This window comes from Pseudotabrizicola sp. (assembly GCF_030656345.1).
GTDB lineage: Bacteria > Pseudomonadota > Alphaproteobacteria > Rhodobacterales > Rhodobacteraceae > Pseudotabrizicola.
The window spans coordinates 1-16,554 of sequence record NZ_JAUSNR010000011.1; the positions used below are offsets into that span (position 1 = coordinate 1).

At 61.7% G+C, this 16,554-nt stretch carries 19 protein-coding genes; 5 read left to right on the forward strand and 14 right to left on the reverse strand.

The genetic code is table 11. The annotated features are described in order from the left end of the window. The 3 genes from Q7J44_RS23260 to Q7J44_RS06175 form a co-directional block, all read left to right on the forward strand. The coding region (locus Q7J44_RS23260; protein ID WP_370692967.1) for an IS3 family transposase at positions 1 to 102 on the forward strand (102 nt) is incomplete at its 5' end. Positions 103 to 423: 321 nt separating this feature from the next. Further along, the gene (locus tag Q7J44_RS06170; RefSeq protein WP_304878065.1) at positions 424 to 858 is read left to right on the forward strand and encodes a universal stress protein; all 435 of its coding nucleotides are present in this window, start codon (positions 424 to 426) and stop codon (positions 856 to 858) included. Positions 859 to 892: 34 nt separating this feature from the next. Next, complete coding sequence (locus Q7J44_RS06175; RefSeq protein ID WP_304878282.1) at positions 893 to 2,413, forward strand: sodium:alanine symporter family protein; 1,521 nt, start codon at positions 893 to 895, stop codon at positions 2,411 to 2,413. A gap of 38 nt (positions 2,414 to 2,451) precedes the next feature. Here the strand turns inward: Q7J44_RS06175 and zapE are convergent, their stop codons facing one another. After that, complete coding sequence (gene zapE, locus Q7J44_RS06180; protein ID WP_304878067.1) at positions 2,452 to 3,534, reverse strand: cell division protein ZapE; 1,083 nt, start codon at positions 3,532 to 3,534, stop codon at positions 2,452 to 2,454. 115 nt (positions 3,535 to 3,649) lie between these two features. Here zapE and Q7J44_RS06185 point away from each other — a divergent pair, with 115 nt between their 5' ends. Beyond that, complete coding sequence (locus Q7J44_RS06185) at positions 3,650 to 5,257, forward strand: alpha-amylase family glycosyl hydrolase (protein WP_304878069.1); 1,608 nt, start codon at positions 3,650 to 3,652, stop codon at positions 5,255 to 5,257. Here Q7J44_RS06185 and Q7J44_RS06190 read toward each other — a convergent pair. From Q7J44_RS06190 to Q7J44_RS06215, 6 genes are all read right to left on the reverse strand, one after another. Continuing rightward, positions 5,244 to 5,714: a GNAT family N-acetyltransferase gene (locus tag Q7J44_RS06190; RefSeq protein ID WP_304878071.1), complete on the reverse strand. Its 471-nt coding sequence runs from the start codon at positions 5,712 to 5,714 to the stop codon at positions 5,244 to 5,246. The two genes, Q7J44_RS06185 and Q7J44_RS06190, sit on opposite strands and share 14 nt — an antisense overlap. Beyond that, a complete protein-coding gene (gene serB / locus Q7J44_RS06195; RefSeq protein WP_304878073.1) occupies positions 5,711 to 6,583 on the reverse strand; it encodes a phosphoserine phosphatase SerB in 873 nt (290 codons plus the stop codon). The genes Q7J44_RS06190 and serB overlap by 4 nt, the downstream gene beginning before the upstream one ends. Positions 6,584 to 6,720: 137 nt before the next feature. After that, positions 6,721 to 7,737: a site-specific integrase gene (locus Q7J44_RS06200; protein ID WP_304878075.1), complete on the reverse strand. Its 1,017-nt coding sequence runs from the start codon at positions 7,735 to 7,737 to the stop codon at positions 6,721 to 6,723. Positions 7,738 to 7,918: 181 nt separating this feature from the next. After that, positions 7,919 to 8,557, reverse strand: coding sequence for a hypothetical protein (locus Q7J44_RS06205; protein ID WP_304878076.1), 639 nt, complete (start codon positions 8,555 to 8,557; stop codon positions 7,919 to 7,921). Positions 8,558 to 8,631: 74 nt separating this feature from the next. After that, positions 8,632 to 8,862, reverse strand: coding sequence for a hypothetical protein (locus Q7J44_RS06210; protein ID WP_304878078.1), 231 nt, complete (start codon positions 8,860 to 8,862; stop codon positions 8,632 to 8,634). After that, positions 8,859 to 9,125 (reverse strand): hypothetical protein, encoded by a 267-nt coding sequence (locus Q7J44_RS06215; protein ID WP_304878289.1) that lies wholly within the window; start codon positions 9,123 to 9,125, stop codon positions 8,859 to 8,861. The genes Q7J44_RS06210 and Q7J44_RS06215 overlap by 4 nt, the downstream gene beginning before the upstream one ends. Between Q7J44_RS06215 and Q7J44_RS06220 the strand changes: the two genes are divergently transcribed. After that, positions 9,052 to 9,432: a helix-turn-helix domain-containing protein gene (locus tag Q7J44_RS06220; RefSeq protein ID WP_304878080.1), complete on the forward strand. Its 381-nt coding sequence runs from the start codon at positions 9,052 to 9,054 to the stop codon at positions 9,430 to 9,432. The two genes, Q7J44_RS06215 and Q7J44_RS06220, sit on opposite strands and share 74 nt — an antisense overlap. Before the next feature lie 166 nt (positions 9,433 to 9,598). On the opposite strand, the gene Q7J44_RS06225 is transcribed toward Q7J44_RS06220, so the two are convergent. From Q7J44_RS06225 to Q7J44_RS06255, 7 genes are all read right to left on the reverse strand, one after another. Then, positions 9,599 to 10,696 (reverse strand): hypothetical protein, encoded by a 1,098-nt coding sequence (locus Q7J44_RS06225; RefSeq protein ID WP_304878082.1) that lies wholly within the window; start codon positions 10,694 to 10,696, stop codon positions 9,599 to 9,601. Between the two features lies 1 nt (position 10,697). Beyond that, entirely contained in the window at positions 10,698 to 11,246 is a 549-nt protein-coding gene (locus Q7J44_RS06230; RefSeq protein WP_304878084.1) for an HK97 family phage prohead protease, read from the reverse strand. Then, positions 11,246 to 12,529 carry a phage major capsid protein gene (locus Q7J44_RS06235; protein ID WP_304878085.1) on the reverse strand — a complete coding sequence of 428 codons (1,284 nt, stop codon included), beginning with the start codon at positions 12,527 to 12,529 and terminating at the stop codon, positions 11,246 to 11,248. Before Q7J44_RS06235 ends, Q7J44_RS06230 begins: the two co-directional genes overlap by 1 nt. Further along, positions 12,522 to 12,875 carry an HNH endonuclease gene (locus Q7J44_RS06240; protein WP_304878087.1) on the reverse strand — a complete coding sequence of 118 codons (354 nt, stop codon included), beginning with the start codon at positions 12,873 to 12,875 and terminating at the stop codon, positions 12,522 to 12,524. Before Q7J44_RS06240 ends, Q7J44_RS06235 begins: the two co-directional genes overlap by 8 nt. Further along, positions 12,866 to 14,512 (reverse strand): terminase large subunit domain-containing protein, encoded by a 1,647-nt coding sequence (locus tag Q7J44_RS06245; protein ID WP_304878089.1) that lies wholly within the window; start codon positions 14,510 to 14,512, stop codon positions 12,866 to 12,868. Before Q7J44_RS06245 ends, Q7J44_RS06240 begins: the two co-directional genes overlap by 10 nt. Continuing rightward, on the reverse strand, positions 14,509 to 15,054 hold the full coding sequence (locus Q7J44_RS06250) for a hypothetical protein (RefSeq protein WP_304878091.1): 546 nt from the start codon (positions 15,052 to 15,054) through the stop codon (positions 14,509 to 14,511). Before Q7J44_RS06250 ends, Q7J44_RS06245 begins: the two co-directional genes overlap by 4 nt. A gap of 160 nt (positions 15,055 to 15,214) precedes the next feature. Further along, a complete protein-coding gene (locus tag Q7J44_RS06255) occupies positions 15,215 to 16,546 on the reverse strand; it encodes an AAA family ATPase (RefSeq protein WP_304878093.1) in 1,332 nt (443 codons plus the stop codon). Positions 16,547 to 16,554: the final 8 nt, after the last annotated feature.

Here is a 16,554-nt window from a genome sequence, read left to right on the forward strand (position 1 = left end):
ACCGCCATCTTCCAATACATCAACGGCTTCTATAACCCGCGCCGTCGGCACTCAGCATTGGGAGGCAAAAGCCCCTTGGCCTTCGAACGTCAAGTGGCCTAAACGAGGACTGGGAGCGGCACAAATACGTGACAAGACCAGGTGCCACCCGGCAAGAGCCAGAGCGGGCTGACAAGCCCCTGCCCCAAGGCCGGGCACAAGCGGCAAGGGGCAAGGGGAGAGGATAGGAAGGCTGCCTGCCGAAGGGCCCTTTTGCAGTCAAATGACGCAGAACGGTGGCAAATGCGGGCCAGTTGGATCGCCGCAATGCAATTTTAAGGCGACCTGACTGTCACAATTCCGTTATCCTTTGGGCATGGGCAACGTGCTGTCGCCCCAAGCTGACGTTCAGATCAGCGATCTTTGCCAACAAAGGAGAACACGATGCTTGGGAAAATATTGGTTGCCGTAGATGGCAGCGACGCGGGGGTGCGGGCTTTGGCCTTTGCCCATGCGCGCGCAAAAAGTGAGGGCTGGTCGCTGATGCTGGTCCATGTGCTGGAGTGGTCGCCCTATACCTTTCTGACCAAGGAAGAGCTGGAGGAACGTCACGCGCGGCGTAAACAGGAACTGGCCCGCGCCGAGGCCGCGATCATCACACCGATGGCGGCGAAGTTCATGGGTCAGGGGGTCGAGATCGAGACTGCGATCAAATACGGCCATGTGACCGAGACGATCTGTGATGTCGCTGTGGAAATCGGAGCCAAAGAAATTGTGACCGGGCGCACCGGCAATTCGGGCGTGATGTCGCGCGTCTTTGGCTCCGTCGCAGGCACGCTGGCGCAGATCGCGCCGGTGCCATGCACCATTGTCCCGTAAGGAGACCCCGATCATGACTAAATTTATCCGCTTTATGGCGGCTTTTGCTGCATGTTCCGCCTTTGCCGCGACGACAGCACAGGCGCAGAGCATTGACGACACTGTGAACCAGATCTTTCTGGCCTCGACCGGCTGGTTTGTGAATTTCATCTTTGCCCCGATCCCCGGCACCGGGTTTTCGTGGATCGTGGCCTGGCTGGTGATCGCCGCTTCGGTGTTCACCCTGTATTTCGGCTTTATCCAGTTCCGCGTCTGGCGCCATTCGATCCAGCTGGTCAGCGGCAAGTATTCCGATCCGAATGACGCGGGCGAGGTCAGCCATTTTCAGGCACTGGCGACCGCGCTGTCGGGCACCGTGGGCCTTGGCAACATCGCCGGGGTGGCGGTCGCTGTCACCATCGGCGGGGCCGGGGCGACGTTCTGGATGATCCTGGCCGGGCTGCTGGGCATGGCATCGAAGTTCACCGAATGCACGTTGGGGGTAAAGTACCGCAACGAATATGCCGATGGCACGGTGTCTGGCGGGCCGATGTATTACATCACCAAGGGCTTTGCCGAACGGGGCATTCCGGGGGGCAAACCGCTGGCGGTGCTGTTCGCGATTTTCTGTGTGCTGGGGTCGCTGGGGGGCGGCAACATGTTTCAGGCCAATCAGGCGCATCAGCAGCTGTCCGGTGTGTTCGGTGCATATCCGGGCTGGATCACCGGGGTGATCTTTGCCGCCATCGTGTTTGCGGTGATCATCGGCGGGCTGAAGTCGATTGCGCGGGTGACGGAACGGGTCGTGCCTTTCATGGGGGTGCTTTATGTCGGCACCGCGCTGATCATCCTGCTGATGAATTACGACATGATCGGCTGGGCTTTCGGGCAGATCTTCAACGGTGCCTTTACCGGCAATGGTATTGCCGGCGGGGTGATCGGCGCGCTGATTCAGGGCTTTCGCCGCGCGGCCTTTTCCAACGAGGCGGGCGTGGGGTCGGCGGCCATCGCCCATTCGGCGGTGCGCACCAAAGAGCCGATCACCGAAGGATTCGTGTCCTTGCTGGAGCCGTTCATCGATACGGTGGTGATCTGCACGATGACCGCGCTGGTGATCATCATCACCGGGCAGCTGACCACTGATCCGGCGACGGGGCTGTATATTCTGGGTGAGAACGGCCAGATCGTCACCGCCTCTGGTGCCACGGGGGTTGGCCTGACCTCGGCCGCCTTCGGGTCGGCCCTGCCGTGGTTCCCTTATGTGCTGATGGTGGCGGTGCTGCTGTTTGCGTTTTCCACCATGCTGTCCTGGTCCTACTATGGGTTGAAAGCCTGGACCTATCTGTTCGGCGAAGGGAAAAAGCAGGAGATGACCTTCAAGGTGATGTTCTGCATCTTTGTGGTGATCGGCGCTGCGGCATCGCTGGGGCCTGTCATCGACTTTTCCGATGCGGCGATCTTTGCGATGGCAGTGGTGAACATCATCGGGCTGTATTTCCTGATGCCGGTGGTGAAGCGCGAGCTGGAAAGCTATCTGGCGCGGCTGCAGTCGGGCGCGATCAAGCGGTTCAAGTAAAAACGACGGGGGCCCGGATCGCAAGATCCGGGCCTTTGCTATTGCTGAACCCAGTCTGCGCCCTGCATTTCACGCAAGCGGCTGGCGGTGCGTTCGAATTCGAAACTGCCGGTGCCTTCGGTATACAGCCGCTCGGGTTCATCAGCGGCGGAACAGATCAGGCGGACCTTTGCCTCATACAGCGCATCAATCAGCATGACGAAGCGCTTGGCCTCGTTATAGTTGCTGGCCGACAGTTGCGGGATGTCTTCCAGAATCAGCACGCGGATGGCAGCGGCGATGGCCAGAAAATCGGCGGCCCCCAAGGGCCTTGCGCAGAACTCCCAGAAGGTGGCGCGGCCGATGCCATTGGCAACGCGGGGAATTTCGACCGTGCGGCCATTGACCGGCAGCGTCAACGGCACGCCGGGCGCGCCGTCGGTCAGGTCGGTCCAGATTGCATCGATCTGCGCGCGGGCCTTGCCTGCAGGGTGGAAATAGACCTGCGCGCCAGACAGCCGGTGCTGGCGGTAATCATTGGGGCTGGCCAGTTCGTGAATGATCAGCCGGTCGCGCAGCATGGCGATGAAGGGCAGGAACAGCGCGCGGTTCAGCCCGTTCAGATACAGATCTTCGGGCGGGCGGTTCGAGGTGGTGACGATGACCACACCGGCGGCGAACAGCTTTTCAAACAGGCGACCCACGATCATCGCATCGGTGATGTCGGTGATCTGCATCTCGTCAAAGGCGAGCAGGCGGGTGTCTTTGATGATCGCCTCGGCCACCGGGGCGATCGGGTCTTCGACGCCGGTCTGGCGGGCGGCGTGGATGCCGTGGTGGATATCCTGCATGAAGGCATGAAAATGCACGCGGCGCTTTTTCGCAATGTCGGTGGACTGGTAGAACAGATCCATCAGCATGGATTTGCCACGCCCGACGCCGCCCCACAGGTACAGTCCCTTTGGCGGCACCAGCGGTCTGGCGAACAGCCCGGCAAACAGGCCGGTGCGGCGGCTGGCGTTTTCTTCAAGCCAGAGCCGCAGCGATTCCAGTTCCGGCAGAACGCCATGCTGCGCCGGGTCAGGGCGCAGGGTGCCGGCGGTGATGCGGGCATCGTAGATCTGGGGAAGGGTCTGGCGCATGGCGGTTGGTATACATCTGTATGCGGGCGGCGGGCAACAACGGGATTGTGTGGATTTTGCCTTGAAGGCCAGATTCAAAACGGTTTGAGTGGCGCAAACGGTGCGGGGAATTGTGATGGCGGATTGGTGGCGCGGGTCGGTGACCTATCAGGTTTATCCGAGGTCTTTTCAGGATACCAATGGCGATGGCATCGGCGATCTGGCCGGAATCACCGAACGCCTGCCGCATCTGGCAGCGCTGGGGGTGGATGCGGTCTGGCTGTCGCCGATCTTCAAAAGCCCGATGGCGGATATGGGGTATGATGTTTCGGATTACACCGATGTCGACCCGCTGTTCGGTGATCTGGCGGCGTTTGATGCCATGGTGGTGCGGGCGCATGATCTGGGGCTCAAGGTGATCATCGATCAGGTGATCTCGCATTCCTCGGACCAGCACCCGTTCTTCCGCGAAAGCCGGATGACCCGAGATAACCCGCGCGCCGACTGGTATGTCTGGGCCGATGCCCATCCCGATGGCAGCCCGCCGAACAACTGGCTGTCGGTGTTTGGCGGGTCGGCGTGGGAGTGGGATTCGCGGCGACGGCAGTATTATCTGCACAACTTTCTGCCCAGCCAGCCGGATCTGAACTTTCACAACCCGGAGGTGCAGGCTTGGGCGCTGGATGTTTTGCGGTTCTGGCTGGATCGTGGCGTGGATGGGTTCCGGCTGGATACGGTGAATTACTATTTCCACGACAAGGAGTTGCGGTCAAACGGGCCAATGCCGCAAAAGGACAACCGACCGCCGGTGAACCCCAATGATATGCAGGATCACCTGTATTCCAAATCGCGCCCCGAAAACCCCGGATGGCTGGAGCGGTTGCGGGCGCTGACTGACGAATACCCTGACCGGACCATGGTGGGCGAGGTCGGCGATGCGTCATGGCGCAATGTGGCGATCATGGCGGAATACACCCAGCCCGGGCGGCTGCACATGGCCTACAGCTTTGATATGCTGGGGCCCGAATTTACGGCCACGCATTTCCGCGAAAAGATCGAAGGGTTTTTTCAGGGCGCACCCGAGGGCTGGCCGATGTGGGCGTTTTCCAACCATGATGTGATCCGCCATGCCACCCGCTGGGCCGATCACGGGGCACCCGATGCGGTGGCCAAGCTGGCGGCGGCGATGCTGTTGTCGTTTGAAGGCTCGGTCTGCCTGTATCAGGGCGAAGAGACCGGGCAGGTTGAGACGGACATCGAATATGAAGAGCTGACAGACCCGCCGGGCATAAGGTTCTGGCCCGATTACAAGGGCCGCGATGGCTGCCGCACGCCGATGGTGTGGGATGTGTCTGACTACGGCGGGTTTTCCGACGTGAAACCGTGGCTGCCGGTGAAACCGCCGCAACTGGCGCATAATGTGGCGGCACAGGACGGGTTGCCGGGGTCAGTTCTGGAGTTCTACCGCGAAATGCTGGCGTTCCGCCGCGCAACACCGGCGCTGCGGGTCGGGCGGACGCGGTTTTTCAACCTGCCCGAACCTGTGCTGGGCTTTGCGCGCGGTGAGGGTCTGGCCTGCGTGTTCAACCTGTCGGCCCGGCCGGTGACGCTGGCCGCGCATGGCACGCTGATGCCGGGCGCGCCGTGCCATGCCGCCCATCTGGAAGATGAGCGGCTGCTGCTGGGGCCGAACGGTTTTGCCTTTGTGCAGGGAGATGCGCCGTTGCTGCTCAGCGCAGAGTAAGCTTGCGGTGGATGCGGCCGACGACCTGTCCGGTGGACAGCGCATAGTCGGGTTCGGCCTCGATATCGGCAAAGCCGAGGCGGGCGTAATAGGCCAGACCGGGGGCGTTGTCGGCGCGGATGGTGGCGAAGACATCGGCGATACCCCTGGCCGCGCACAGCGCACGGGTCTGGGCGAACAACTGAGCGCCGATGCCTTTGGCCTGGGTGTGGGGATCGACGAAACTGCCGATATGCGCGTCGCCTGTGTGCCAGCCGACGGATTGCCAGCCAAGAATCTGCCCGGCCTCTTCCGCGACGACGCAGGTGATGGTGTCAGGCCCGTCGATGTAGTCATGGCACACGGTTGCGGGGCTTTTGGGGGATTCATGCGCCGTGGTGCCGCCGATGGCGATGATGGTGTTCAGCAGCGCGGCCATCTGTGGGGCGTCTTGCGGGGTGGCGGGGCGGATGATCATGCGAAGTCCTCGCGTCGGTAGCCTTGCATGTAGAGCAGCGCCGTCAGGTCGCCGTGGTTGACGCGCAGGTTGCATTGCGCGGCCACCAACGGCTTGGCATGCAGCGCCACGCCTGCGCCTGCGCGGGTCAGCATGGCAAGATCATTGGCCCCGTCGCCGACGGCGATGGCATCTTCGGGGGTGACGCCTAGCCGCGCGGTGATCTGCAGCAGCGCGTCCAGTTTGGCCTGTTTACCAAGGATCGGCTCGGCGACATGGCCGGTCAGTTTGCCACCCTCGATCAGCAGCGTGTTGGCGCGGTGTTCGTCAAAGCCCAGCGTTTGCGCAATGCTTGCGGTAAAGGCGGTGAAGCCGCCCGAGACCAGCGCCGCATAAGCGCCGTTGGCGCGCATGGTGGCCAGCAGCGCCGGTCCGCCCGGCATCAGGGTGATGCGGTCGCGGATCACATGGGCAATGGTGCTTTCCGGCAGGTCGCGCAGCAGGTGAACGCGTTCGCGCAGGGCGGCCTCAAAATCCAGCTCGCCGTTCATTGCGCGAGCGGTGATGCCCGCCACATAGGTGCCGACCCCGGCCTCATCTGCCAGCTCGTCAATGCATTCCTGCCGGATCATGGTGCTGTCCATATCGGCAATCAGTAGGCGCTTTTTACGATTTGCAGCAGGCTGTACCGCCAGATCAATCCGCAGGGTTTGCAGGTCCGCCCAAGCCTCCCACAGGTTTTCCTGCACCGCTTCCAGCGGAAATTCCGCCGCCACGCCGGGATCGAGCCAGATCGCATCGCCGCCGCCCCAGGCGTTGCGCAGCGATTCCACAGTTGCGCGGTCAAGGACCGGCGTTTCCGGGTTGGTCAGCAGGGTGGCAATGAACATGGGTGGGGTCCGTCTGGCTGCAAGGCGTCGGTTTCGCGCGGTGATGCGCCGCATTACGACGATTTTCCCCCTTGTGCCAGAGGGGGCAGGTCTGTAAGTCCGGCAGTGGGACACCCTTCCCCAACGAAGGGCTTGGGTCATGCCTGTTTTGTCCTTTTGTTTCCGGTGGTTACGGTTTCTTTTGTGGCGTCCTGTGTCGGATTTGTGCCAAAAAGCCGGTCTGTTACGGTCGTGTCCTCCATCGCGTGAGCGTAGAATTTCATGACCGTAGCAACGTCTTTCCAGCCTCCCCGCGCGGCCACAGTCTTCGGGTCAACGCCACGCTGTAGCAGGGTCGTAGCGAAGCCGTGACGGCACGAATGAGGCGTGAGCCGGTCAATTCCCGCCCGCTCGATCACGCCATCCCAGACCTGCTTGACGTTGCCCGCTTCGAAGTATTGAAAAACCTGTTCATCAGGTTTCCGGTTGCTCGGAATGTTCGCAATCGCTGCAAAGACAGGGGGCGGCAAATGGGCCGTCCGGGTCCATGGTTTTGGCTTAAGGCCGGACAGAACCGCAGTGCGCTTTGTCAGATCAACCTTGCCCCATGTCAGTGCAACAGCCTCGCCAATCCGCGCCCCGGTGCCGAACATGAAATAGCACAGGGCGGCAAGGTGCGGGGAAGCATGAGCCGCGAAAGCCTCTACCCATTCCTGTGTCGCCGGTGCCTTGGTCTTCGCATCCACATTGAACCGCTTGACCTTGATCGGGCTGCACCAGTCCAGCGTTGCCGCATGATTGATGATCGCCTGTGTGGGCACGATCACCTGCCGGTTGCGGGTCGCGCCTTTGGCCTTGGGGTAAAGCTTGATTGCAGACTGACGAATTGCTCCGCCCGATATGTCGCGGATCGGTGTATCCTGCCAATGGTCCTCGATCACGTCCAGAAAGCGGGTCGGCTTCTCTGCGCTGCGATATGCGATTGCAGCTTGTGCAAAGGTCACATGCGCCCCCGGTCCATCAAGATGACGCTTCCACTCTTTGGCCTCGACTTCCGCCGCGACCCTTTGGGCGATTGCTTTGTCCGAAGTGCCGCAAGAGCCGCGAAGTCGCCTGCCGGAGACAGATCCGCTGTAGTGCCAGATCTTGCCGCGCTTTTTGATGTTGAGGGGCATGGTTTCGCGGCCTCCAGAATGGTTTGAACATCGCCTTCGAGAAAGATCATCTGTTTGCCGAACAAGCGATAGGCCCCAAGGCCCCGCGCCATTTCGCGCAGCGTCCGCTCCGACATGCCCAAATGCCCCGCCAGTTCTGCCGGGGTCGTGTATTCAGGCAGTAGGGCGGGACGGGCGGTCATCAGTCAGCTTTCAGCTTGACGAAAGGTCGAGGTGCAGCGGCAACCATTTTTCGGCCCAAAGCGCGCTGATCCAGAACGATAACTGGACCATCGGTATGGAAGTTAGGGCTGTTGAAACAATGGTCGACCGACTGTTCCCAACTGTGTGAGCCGTCTGGGAACCAAAGAAAGAAGCGGGCGGGGATCACACGCCCCACCCGCTTATCAAACCCATTCAGCCGAAAAGCAGCCCGAGTATACTTGTCGCTTTTGTTCAGCCAATCCAAGGGCGCGTCAGGCAGGTAAAAGCCGCCGCCTTTGGCATGCTGGATCGCCGCGTTCTCTTCGTCGGTGTTTTCGCCGTATGCCAGCAAAGACTTCGGCCCTTCGTAAGCGCCAAAGCATTCGAGAGCACCCCAAACCATACCTGCGCCGAGAAGTTCGACAACTTGAACGCTTTGATGGGGGCCGACGCCACGCTCCGCAAGCATCCCGAGAGCATAGAGTTCCGCGAGCGAAAATACGTCAAAGCGCGTATGGCCTTCGCCTTCCGGCAGATAGCCATGACGCCGCCAGTTTCTTTGCAAGGTTTGGGAAACCCCCGTGATCTTGGCAGCGTCGGCAGGAGTGAAAAGATTGAACGCGACATCGAAGGACATGGGAATCTCCATTTTCGTGACAGCTAACACGCTTTGAATAACGTGTCAACCGTCACGCTTTTTGAAGTCCTTGATTAGACCTTGGCCGCTCGCGCCGCCTGAAACTCGGCAACATGCAAATCATGCAACTGCCGGACCTTTTCCTGCATTGTCTCTGCCAGCGCCGCCAACTGGCCCGTTCCGGGTTGCCCATCGTTGACGCGGTGCTGCGCGACCTCGGCCAAGAGGTTCACCAGCCCTTCAAGGGTAGCGAAGTGGTAGTCGTATTGATCGTGCGCTTCGCGGTATGCGTCTGAAACGGTCATTGCGAGACCGACTTTTTTCGCGCCGCATCCTCGGCATTTTCGATCGCGGTCGTCAGCGCCCATGCCTTCTGGATCACCATGTCAAAGGTCGGTGCCAGCGAATTGCGCGCCCGCTTGGCAATGGTGCATCCTTCTGGTCCGTCTGCCTGATCGTGCAGAACGGAAAGGCCTTCGATCATTGATGCCAACATGCAGGCTTCGTGCTCCAGGTCGTATTTTTTCAAGCCGGGATCGTTCGCCGGGGTGGCGTTATTGTCGGTCATTGCATTGCATCCTTGTGTGGTGTTTAATACGAAAAGTATCAACACAGGACGGCCCAGAGTGTCAATACCTTTAGTATCAATTCGGCAGATCAAGGCCGCGCGCGCGCTTGCAGGCTTATCTCAGACCGATCTAGCTAAAGCGTCAGGGATCTCCCTGCCGACGATCAAACGTCTTGAGGCGCAGGACGGTGACATAGGCGGTCGCCCTGCTACGGTTGCCGCCATCCGTGCGGCCCTTGAAGGTGCCGGGGTGGTGTTCCTGCCAGAGAACGGGAACGGCCCCGGTGTGGCCTTGCGGAAAGAATAAGGCCGGGACAGCATCCCGCTTGCCCCGGCCCCTGATCGCCCCCGGTAATGAGCCGTGCCGATCTGCGCCGCGTCTGGCGAAAGGCCCGGACCGCGCCTTGTCGGGGTTTTCCCACTCACCGACAAACGGGGGTGCTTTGATCAATAGGCGCACCCAGCCTATTCGATCAGGCCAGCCCGTCGCCGCCGCCCCAATTCACGCTTGTGAACGCCGCGCCAAGTTCTGCCGGTGTCAGGCCCAGTTCCTTGGCCCGCCCCATAGCCTCAATCAGAGCCGACAGCGCCCGTGCGCGGCCCCCAGCATCGAAGGCTTGCAACGGTCTGCCCACGTCGATCACCACAGACGCGCCCAGCTTGGCGCTGGCTTCCTCTGCGATGATTTCGGCCATGGGTTGCAGCATCCATCCCGCAAGGTGCCTCTGCGCCTCGCGCACAAGCGGCCCCTGTGCCATCGGTGTGAACATGGCAGGCAGGACGCCATAAACTGCGAAGATGGCTCCGCGCGCCGCTTCCAGCGTTTCCCCGGTCATAGCCTTTGACAGATCGGGTGTCAGGTCATCGGGTGACTTGCCCAAGTTCGGGTGCATCCCTGCCGCTGCCGCCTGTGCCTGCCCCTCGATGATCAGCGTTGAGCCGCGACGGCCCCGGAACGTGCGCCGCATGGTTTCCATGTCATCGGCGCTGCCTTCGGGAACGTGCGCAATTTTGCTGCCAATAGGCGAGTCCCGGTAAACGTCACGCAAGGCGGTTTCCACCTCTTGCAAGAGCGATGCCGACAGCGCCGCCCGCCGCAAGGGCGATGATCCGGCCCATGGGGTCACAGTGTCGGAACCGATACGCAGATGAAGCACCTCGCCCGCCAGGACGGTTTCAGATCGCGGCCCCGACACGTCCGACACGCTGCACCGATAGGCGCGGGGGGTGCCGTTGGTCGTGGACAAATCCCAATCAGCACAAGGCAAGAGCTGGTCCCTGATCAGGAACAGGGCTTCCCCGCGCAAGGCCAGTGATCGCCCGATCATTGCCATGGTGCGCCGGTCCAGTAGATCGGTGCCGGTCACGTCCGACAGGCAAAGCGCCGATTCCCAGAGGGTGACACAAGATTGAACCGTGCCGGTCAGTTCCCCGATGCCAGATCGGCCGGCAATGTAGCTTTCCCGCGCGCCTATGATTTCGGCGGTATAGCCTGCCGCCATGGCCGACCGGGTTTCCGGCAACGGGGTGTGGTCGCCCCTACCCCATTTGAAAATATCCATCAGTCCCATGTCAAAGCCTCCAGCGTTTCAGGGGGTGGAAAACATTCGTGTGGTCGCCCGCACCAATGTTCCAGCATCGCGCCTCGATCTGCGCTTGGGGATAGGCGGGACGGGTCACTGCGCTGATCTCGAACAGTTCGGCCCGCTGGATGGAACGCAACAGGCCCGCGCCGCGCCGCTCGATCCGCTCCCCACCAGTCGGAACCCGAAAGCCCGGTGACAGCCCCCGGACAAGGCCAGCGGAATGGGCTGCGAGAAAGTCACGCGCCCAGCTTGTGCCGCCGTCAATGGTCGCCTCGATCACAAGCGCCGCGTCGGTGTCGGTGACTGTCAGGTTGCCCGCCGCCCGTGAGGCGAGAGGTTTTTCATAATCGTGGCCCGACAGCAGGTGAATATCCTCGCCCGCCTCGATCCGTTCCGCAAAGGCCCGCGCCTCGATCCGCTCGGCCTTGCCCGGTGCCAGTTCGGTTTCAGTGGAGTATGGGAAGCGCCCGGACAACCGGACGCCCCCATTCTCTTGGCGCAGCTCTAACGCGCCATATGCTGCGCCCCAGAGCATCAGGCCAGCTCCAGCCCGGTCAGGATGCGCAGTTGCGCAGGCCGCGCCACGGTGAGGTCCATCGTGGCCAAAGCCGTGATGCGAAGACCGCCCGACTGCGCGTCGGTGAACGGGTCGCGGATCACGTCAACAGCGCCCCATGCCCCAACGAAGATCGGCGCGACACCGCCCGTTGCGGTCGTCATCACCATGGAAGTTGCAAGCGGGCTTCCAGCGGGCGCAGCCAGTGCGTTGGATGACACGCTGATGTTGCTCGGGAAGGTGCCAGTGACGCCACGCCCTGCCAGCAGGAAGGCCAGCCGGTAATATTCGGTCGTCTGGGTGATGGTGTTCAAAGTGCCTTCCAGCAGACCGAACAATTCCGGCCGCATCAGCGCGCGGATTTCGCCCGGTGAAGTGATCAGGTTGCCAGCCATGAAGGCCACAACCTCGGCAAGGAACGTATTGTAGGTCGGCACATCAGCCACAGCGGTGGCAGTGATGCCGTAGGTTGCAGCGCCGGGAATGATGCCAAGGGGCTGGCCATCGGCCCCGGTGCCCAGAAACACCGCCTTGTCCATTTCCTGCCCCATAGCGCCCGCCATGTCGCGCCGGATCGCCTGTTCCAGTGCCTCGCCCGACTGTTTCAGGGTCTTGCGGGTGATCCGCATTTGAACGCCAAGGGTGTGATCTGGCTTCATGGCCCGGTCAGTGGTGGCATAAGCCGCGCCGGTGGCCACGTTGCCGCCCTCGGTCGCAGCCCATCCTGCCGTGACAGCGGAGGTCGTCACAGGCCATTCAATCGCGCCGCTGTCGATGCTGATCATCTGCGCGCCCATCTGACTTGCCACGGAGGCAGGGAAAAGGCGGTCAATGATCGGGCGGGTCTGGATCGGGTCAGGGGTGCCGCTGGAAACCGTGTTGCGCTGTTCCAGAGCCGCCCACGGAACGGGGATGCCGCGATAGCCGCCCGCGCTGCGCAGCTCTTGCACGATTTCCGCTGTCTGGCCCGTCAGGCTTGCGCCCTCATCCAGAGCAAGCGCCACCTGGCGCATTTCGAAACCGGCCATCAGATCGGCCCATTCCTTGCCGGAACGGGTTTCCAGTTCGGCCCCGGCTTCGCGCCGCTCGGTGTCTTCGCAGATCAGCGCGGCCCGGTAGCGGGTTTCGTTCTGGCGAAATTCCAGATCCATGGCTTCGATGCTGCGCACTTCGTCCTCGGTTGGTTTCTCTTTGCCCACCAGACCGGCAAGGGCTTGGCGGATTTCCGACTGACGCCGGGTGATTTTGACAGATTCAAGCATCTTGTTCTCCATTGCTCGATGGTTTGTCTTTGCCCGCGCTTTCCAGCGTCAGGACACTATCCCGCCATTGCAGGCGGTCTTTGGATGCAGGCTTGTGCCCACACTCAATTCGGGTTTTCCGGGTGTGACAGGCCGCGCAACGCACAGCCAAATTCGCCGGGGAAAAGGCCAATTCGGGGTTGGTCCGAACAGGCTTGACGTGATCGACTTCAAGCCGCCGCTGTGAGCCGCAATCGACACAGGCCCAGCCGTCCCGTTCTAGGACTGCATGGCGCAGAACCTGCCAGCGCCGGGTTGACGTGACCCGCTTGGAATGGCGGTGATGTTCGGCGCGGGTCAGGCCCATTCGAGCCTCGCTTTCCGCGTCGGTGCAGCCTTGCGCCGCTGCCCTTCGGCAACAGCCAGCACAACCGCCGCCGCCGCGTCGATCCGCCCCAAGGACCTTGCCTTGGCCAGCTTGTGATTGTTCGCGGGGTCCACCAGCGTGATTGCATCGGCAAAGGCAGACCGCAGCAGCAGGCTCGGCGTCGTCACAACCTCGCCGTCAAACAGCGCGCGCCGGAACCGCTCAATATCCTCGCTGCCATCCTTCCAGCCAAACCCGCGCCACATGAACGGGACGCGCAGCCCAGCGCCGTTCATGGCCTCGACAAACTCGGCATGTCGGAAACGGTCGCCCACGATAGCGGCAATCTCTGCACCATCTGCCATCCGCACCAAAGAGGCGAGCCACGGCCCCGGCGGGACAGTGTTTTCACCCATGACAGACAGTTCGCCCCGGTCGTGCATTTCGACATAGCGCCCTGACACGCCGTCAGACGCGCCCCTGTCGCTTAAGGACGGAATGGCGGGGAAGGTGCCCACCGCCTCCAAGCGCCCTGTTTCCGGCCAGTAGAACGCCGCTGCCGACATGCTGCGACTGCCGCCCAGGTCAACGCCAAGGATGCAGGCCCCGCGCCGTTCTGGCAGGGCGTCGGGTGCCACCTCAGCCGACAGCCATTCGTCAACCGTGACCAGCACAGAACGGTCTTCGGAATTGCAACGCTCATTGCGGTTGAGATTCCTGAAACTGGACAGCGCCGAACCGCCGCGCGCAATCGCCCGCCGTGCCTGTGCCACCAGCCATTCAGGGCTTGCGCCGATGCCCTCGGCAGAGCCGGGGTTGGCAATCAGGAGGCTTTCCAGATCATCCGCAGGCAGACCGAAAGCGGGTCGATGTTCCTGCACATAGGTGCCGGGTGGCGGTTCATCCAGCCAGCGGGAAAAGGTGTTGGCGTCGTCCGGTGCCGATGTGCTGATGATCAGCGCCCGCCCGTTCCGTTTGCCCAGACCGGACAGGATTGCGTTTTCCAGAGCGTCGCCCTTGTCGCGTTCCCATGCAGCCCGCTCGTCCAGAATGGCCAGCGTCGGTGCGCCGCCGAGAATAGACTTGCCATCAGCCGGGATGACGCGCAGCAGCCCGCCGCCGTTTGCGGAATACTCCACCTCCATTTTGTAACCGCGCCGGATGGTGAACAGGTCTTGTTCCGCCTCTGGCAAGCGTTCCACAAAGCCGACGACGAATTGAAATGCGGTCTTCGCCTGATCACGGTTCCGCGCTGCCAGAATGATTTCCCGCTTGGGCTGATCATCCCAGACGCCCATCACAGCCCCAAGGCCAATGCCAGCCGCCGTCGCGGTCTTGGCGTTACCTCTGCCGATGGACAGACAGCCGACCATGACGCCATCAGCCAGTGCGCCCCGAATGAACAGCTTTTGATATTCGGCCAGCTTCACAGCCTGCCCCGCAAGCGGTCCCTCGGGAACGATCAGGGTTTGCAGAAACTCGATTGCCGTCGCCGCAATATCCCCCCCGGATTTTTTCGGGTGCGCCGTGGGAGGGAGCGAAAGACTCCCCCCCACGGTACCCGGCCCGGTTGCTTTGCGGTCATTGGGACCATTCTTGCGGGGTCTGCCGCGCGTTCGTTTGATTTGCTCGGTCATGCGCGCACCTTGCGATGACGTGCGATGATGCGAGCAACAGCAGGTGGCAGGCCACGGGGTGCCTCTGTGCTGCCGCGTTCATCGAACGATGCGCAGACATGCTCTTGTATAGCCAATGCCAGATCAGCCGGCACACTCGCTGCATCCTCCCCATAGCCAGCGGGATAGCTGATGCGCAGACGTGCGCCGGGTGTGGTGGTGGTGAAATGCAATCTGGGATATCTGCCCGCTTCCAGCCACCAGCCAGACATGACAGGCGTTGCGGTGCCGTCTGCCTCGATCACTGCCACGGTGACGGTTGCGCCCTCAGCCACAGGCCCGACAGGCAGGGCGATGATGCAGCCCGGCCATTGATCGGTAATCGTGGTGATGGTCTGATCCATGAAAGCCAGATCACAATATGCTTCGATCTCGGCCACCGCTGCATGCGCAAGCGCGGCGATCTCTGCATCGGCAATGCTGTCCGTGAAGCGCAGACGCGCCTTGACCGATACCAGATCGAAGGCCGGTGCGGTGGCAATGGGGGTGCGGTTGTAGTTCATGGCTTTGCCTCTTTCCTTGGGAGTGCGCGCCCGCCCGAAGGGGCGCGCAACTCCATAAGGGTGTGGGTGTGTGTAAGAGCAGGGGTCGGAACGGGGTTGGAAGCGGGTCGGAAGGCACTACCGCAGGTGGGTTGGAACGGGGTTGGAAGGGGGTTGGAAGTCATTCTGCCACCTGCAGAAACTGCCTTTGCTTGGATGGTGGCCCATCGGTGACGATCCGAATTTTGCCGTTGTCCAAGAGGGTTTTCATTGCAGAGACGAAGGCGTGTTTCTTGATGCCCTCGGCCTTGGGTTCGCTTTGGAAATACAGTGGCGCGTAGTTCTTGCCGCCGCTGGGGTTCACTTTCACGCCTTGGTCTGTCGTGGATCGCAGCAGGGACATGAAGACCCGCTCGGCTTTGGCATTGCCTGCCATGCGGTCCAGCCCGGTCACGGGTGCATCGGCCACGAAGACGCCATTGCGCCAAGTCAGGTTGATTTCGCCGCCCGTGCGCCCGTAGTTAGCCTTCATGGTGCGCAACACCCGCGCGTCGGGGTTCGCCTCATAACCATCTTGATTGATCCGCTCGAAGTAGAGCCGCGACCGAACAGAGTTATTCCACCCGGTGCTGCCGGACGTGCCGGAACCGCTATTCAGTCCCGACAGCGAAGGGTGCGCCAACAGCACAACTGCGCATTGATGCTTGATCGACAGGGCCCGCAACAGGCCGATGAATTGCCGTGCCTGTGCCCGGTCATTCTCATTGCCGGGGAACAGATCGGCTAGCGTGTCCAGGATCAGCAGAGCGGGCTTCACAGCCGCCATGCGCGCGTCCAGACGCTTGTAGAGCGGTGTCGGCTGCAAGGGTGCCGTAGGGCTTGCCTGCGAAGCCAAGAGAGCATCCTTGCCCGCGTAGCTGGCCAAGATCAGGTCAGGCACATCGTCATATGTGCAGCCCGTCGATTGGAGAATATCGTCAAGTCGGCGATGCAATTCGTCTTCGTCATCCTCGGCGGAAAAATACACCACAGGCCCGCCTTTGACGGGGTTTGTGATCCACGGCCCGCCTGTGACCGATGCCAAAGCCAGTTGCAGCGCCAAGAGGCTTTTCCCGGTGCCCCCATCCCCGCCCAAGAGCGTAACCGTGCGAGACGGGACAAGTCCCTCCACAAGCCACTCGCGCGGGGGAACGGGTTTGCCTTTCAGCTTGGATGCAGAGAAAAAGTCATCCTCGATCAGATCGGGAATGTTGAGCCAGAGCGTTTTTTCTGTGCCTCTGGTCCCGTCTTCCCATGCGATGTAAGCCTCATGGAAGACCGCTTCGGGGTGGTCGGCTGCGCAAGGGCGCAGGTTGTCCCGGTCATCCCAGAGCATTGGCTTTTGCATCTTGATGACAACGCCGATACGCCCGTCTTGACTGGACTGCACCCGCGTTCCTGCCCGAAGGCACCAGACGCCATCATCTCCGCCGTCCACATCATAGGAAGGGGTTGTGTATTCCTTGCGGTGCACCGCATCAT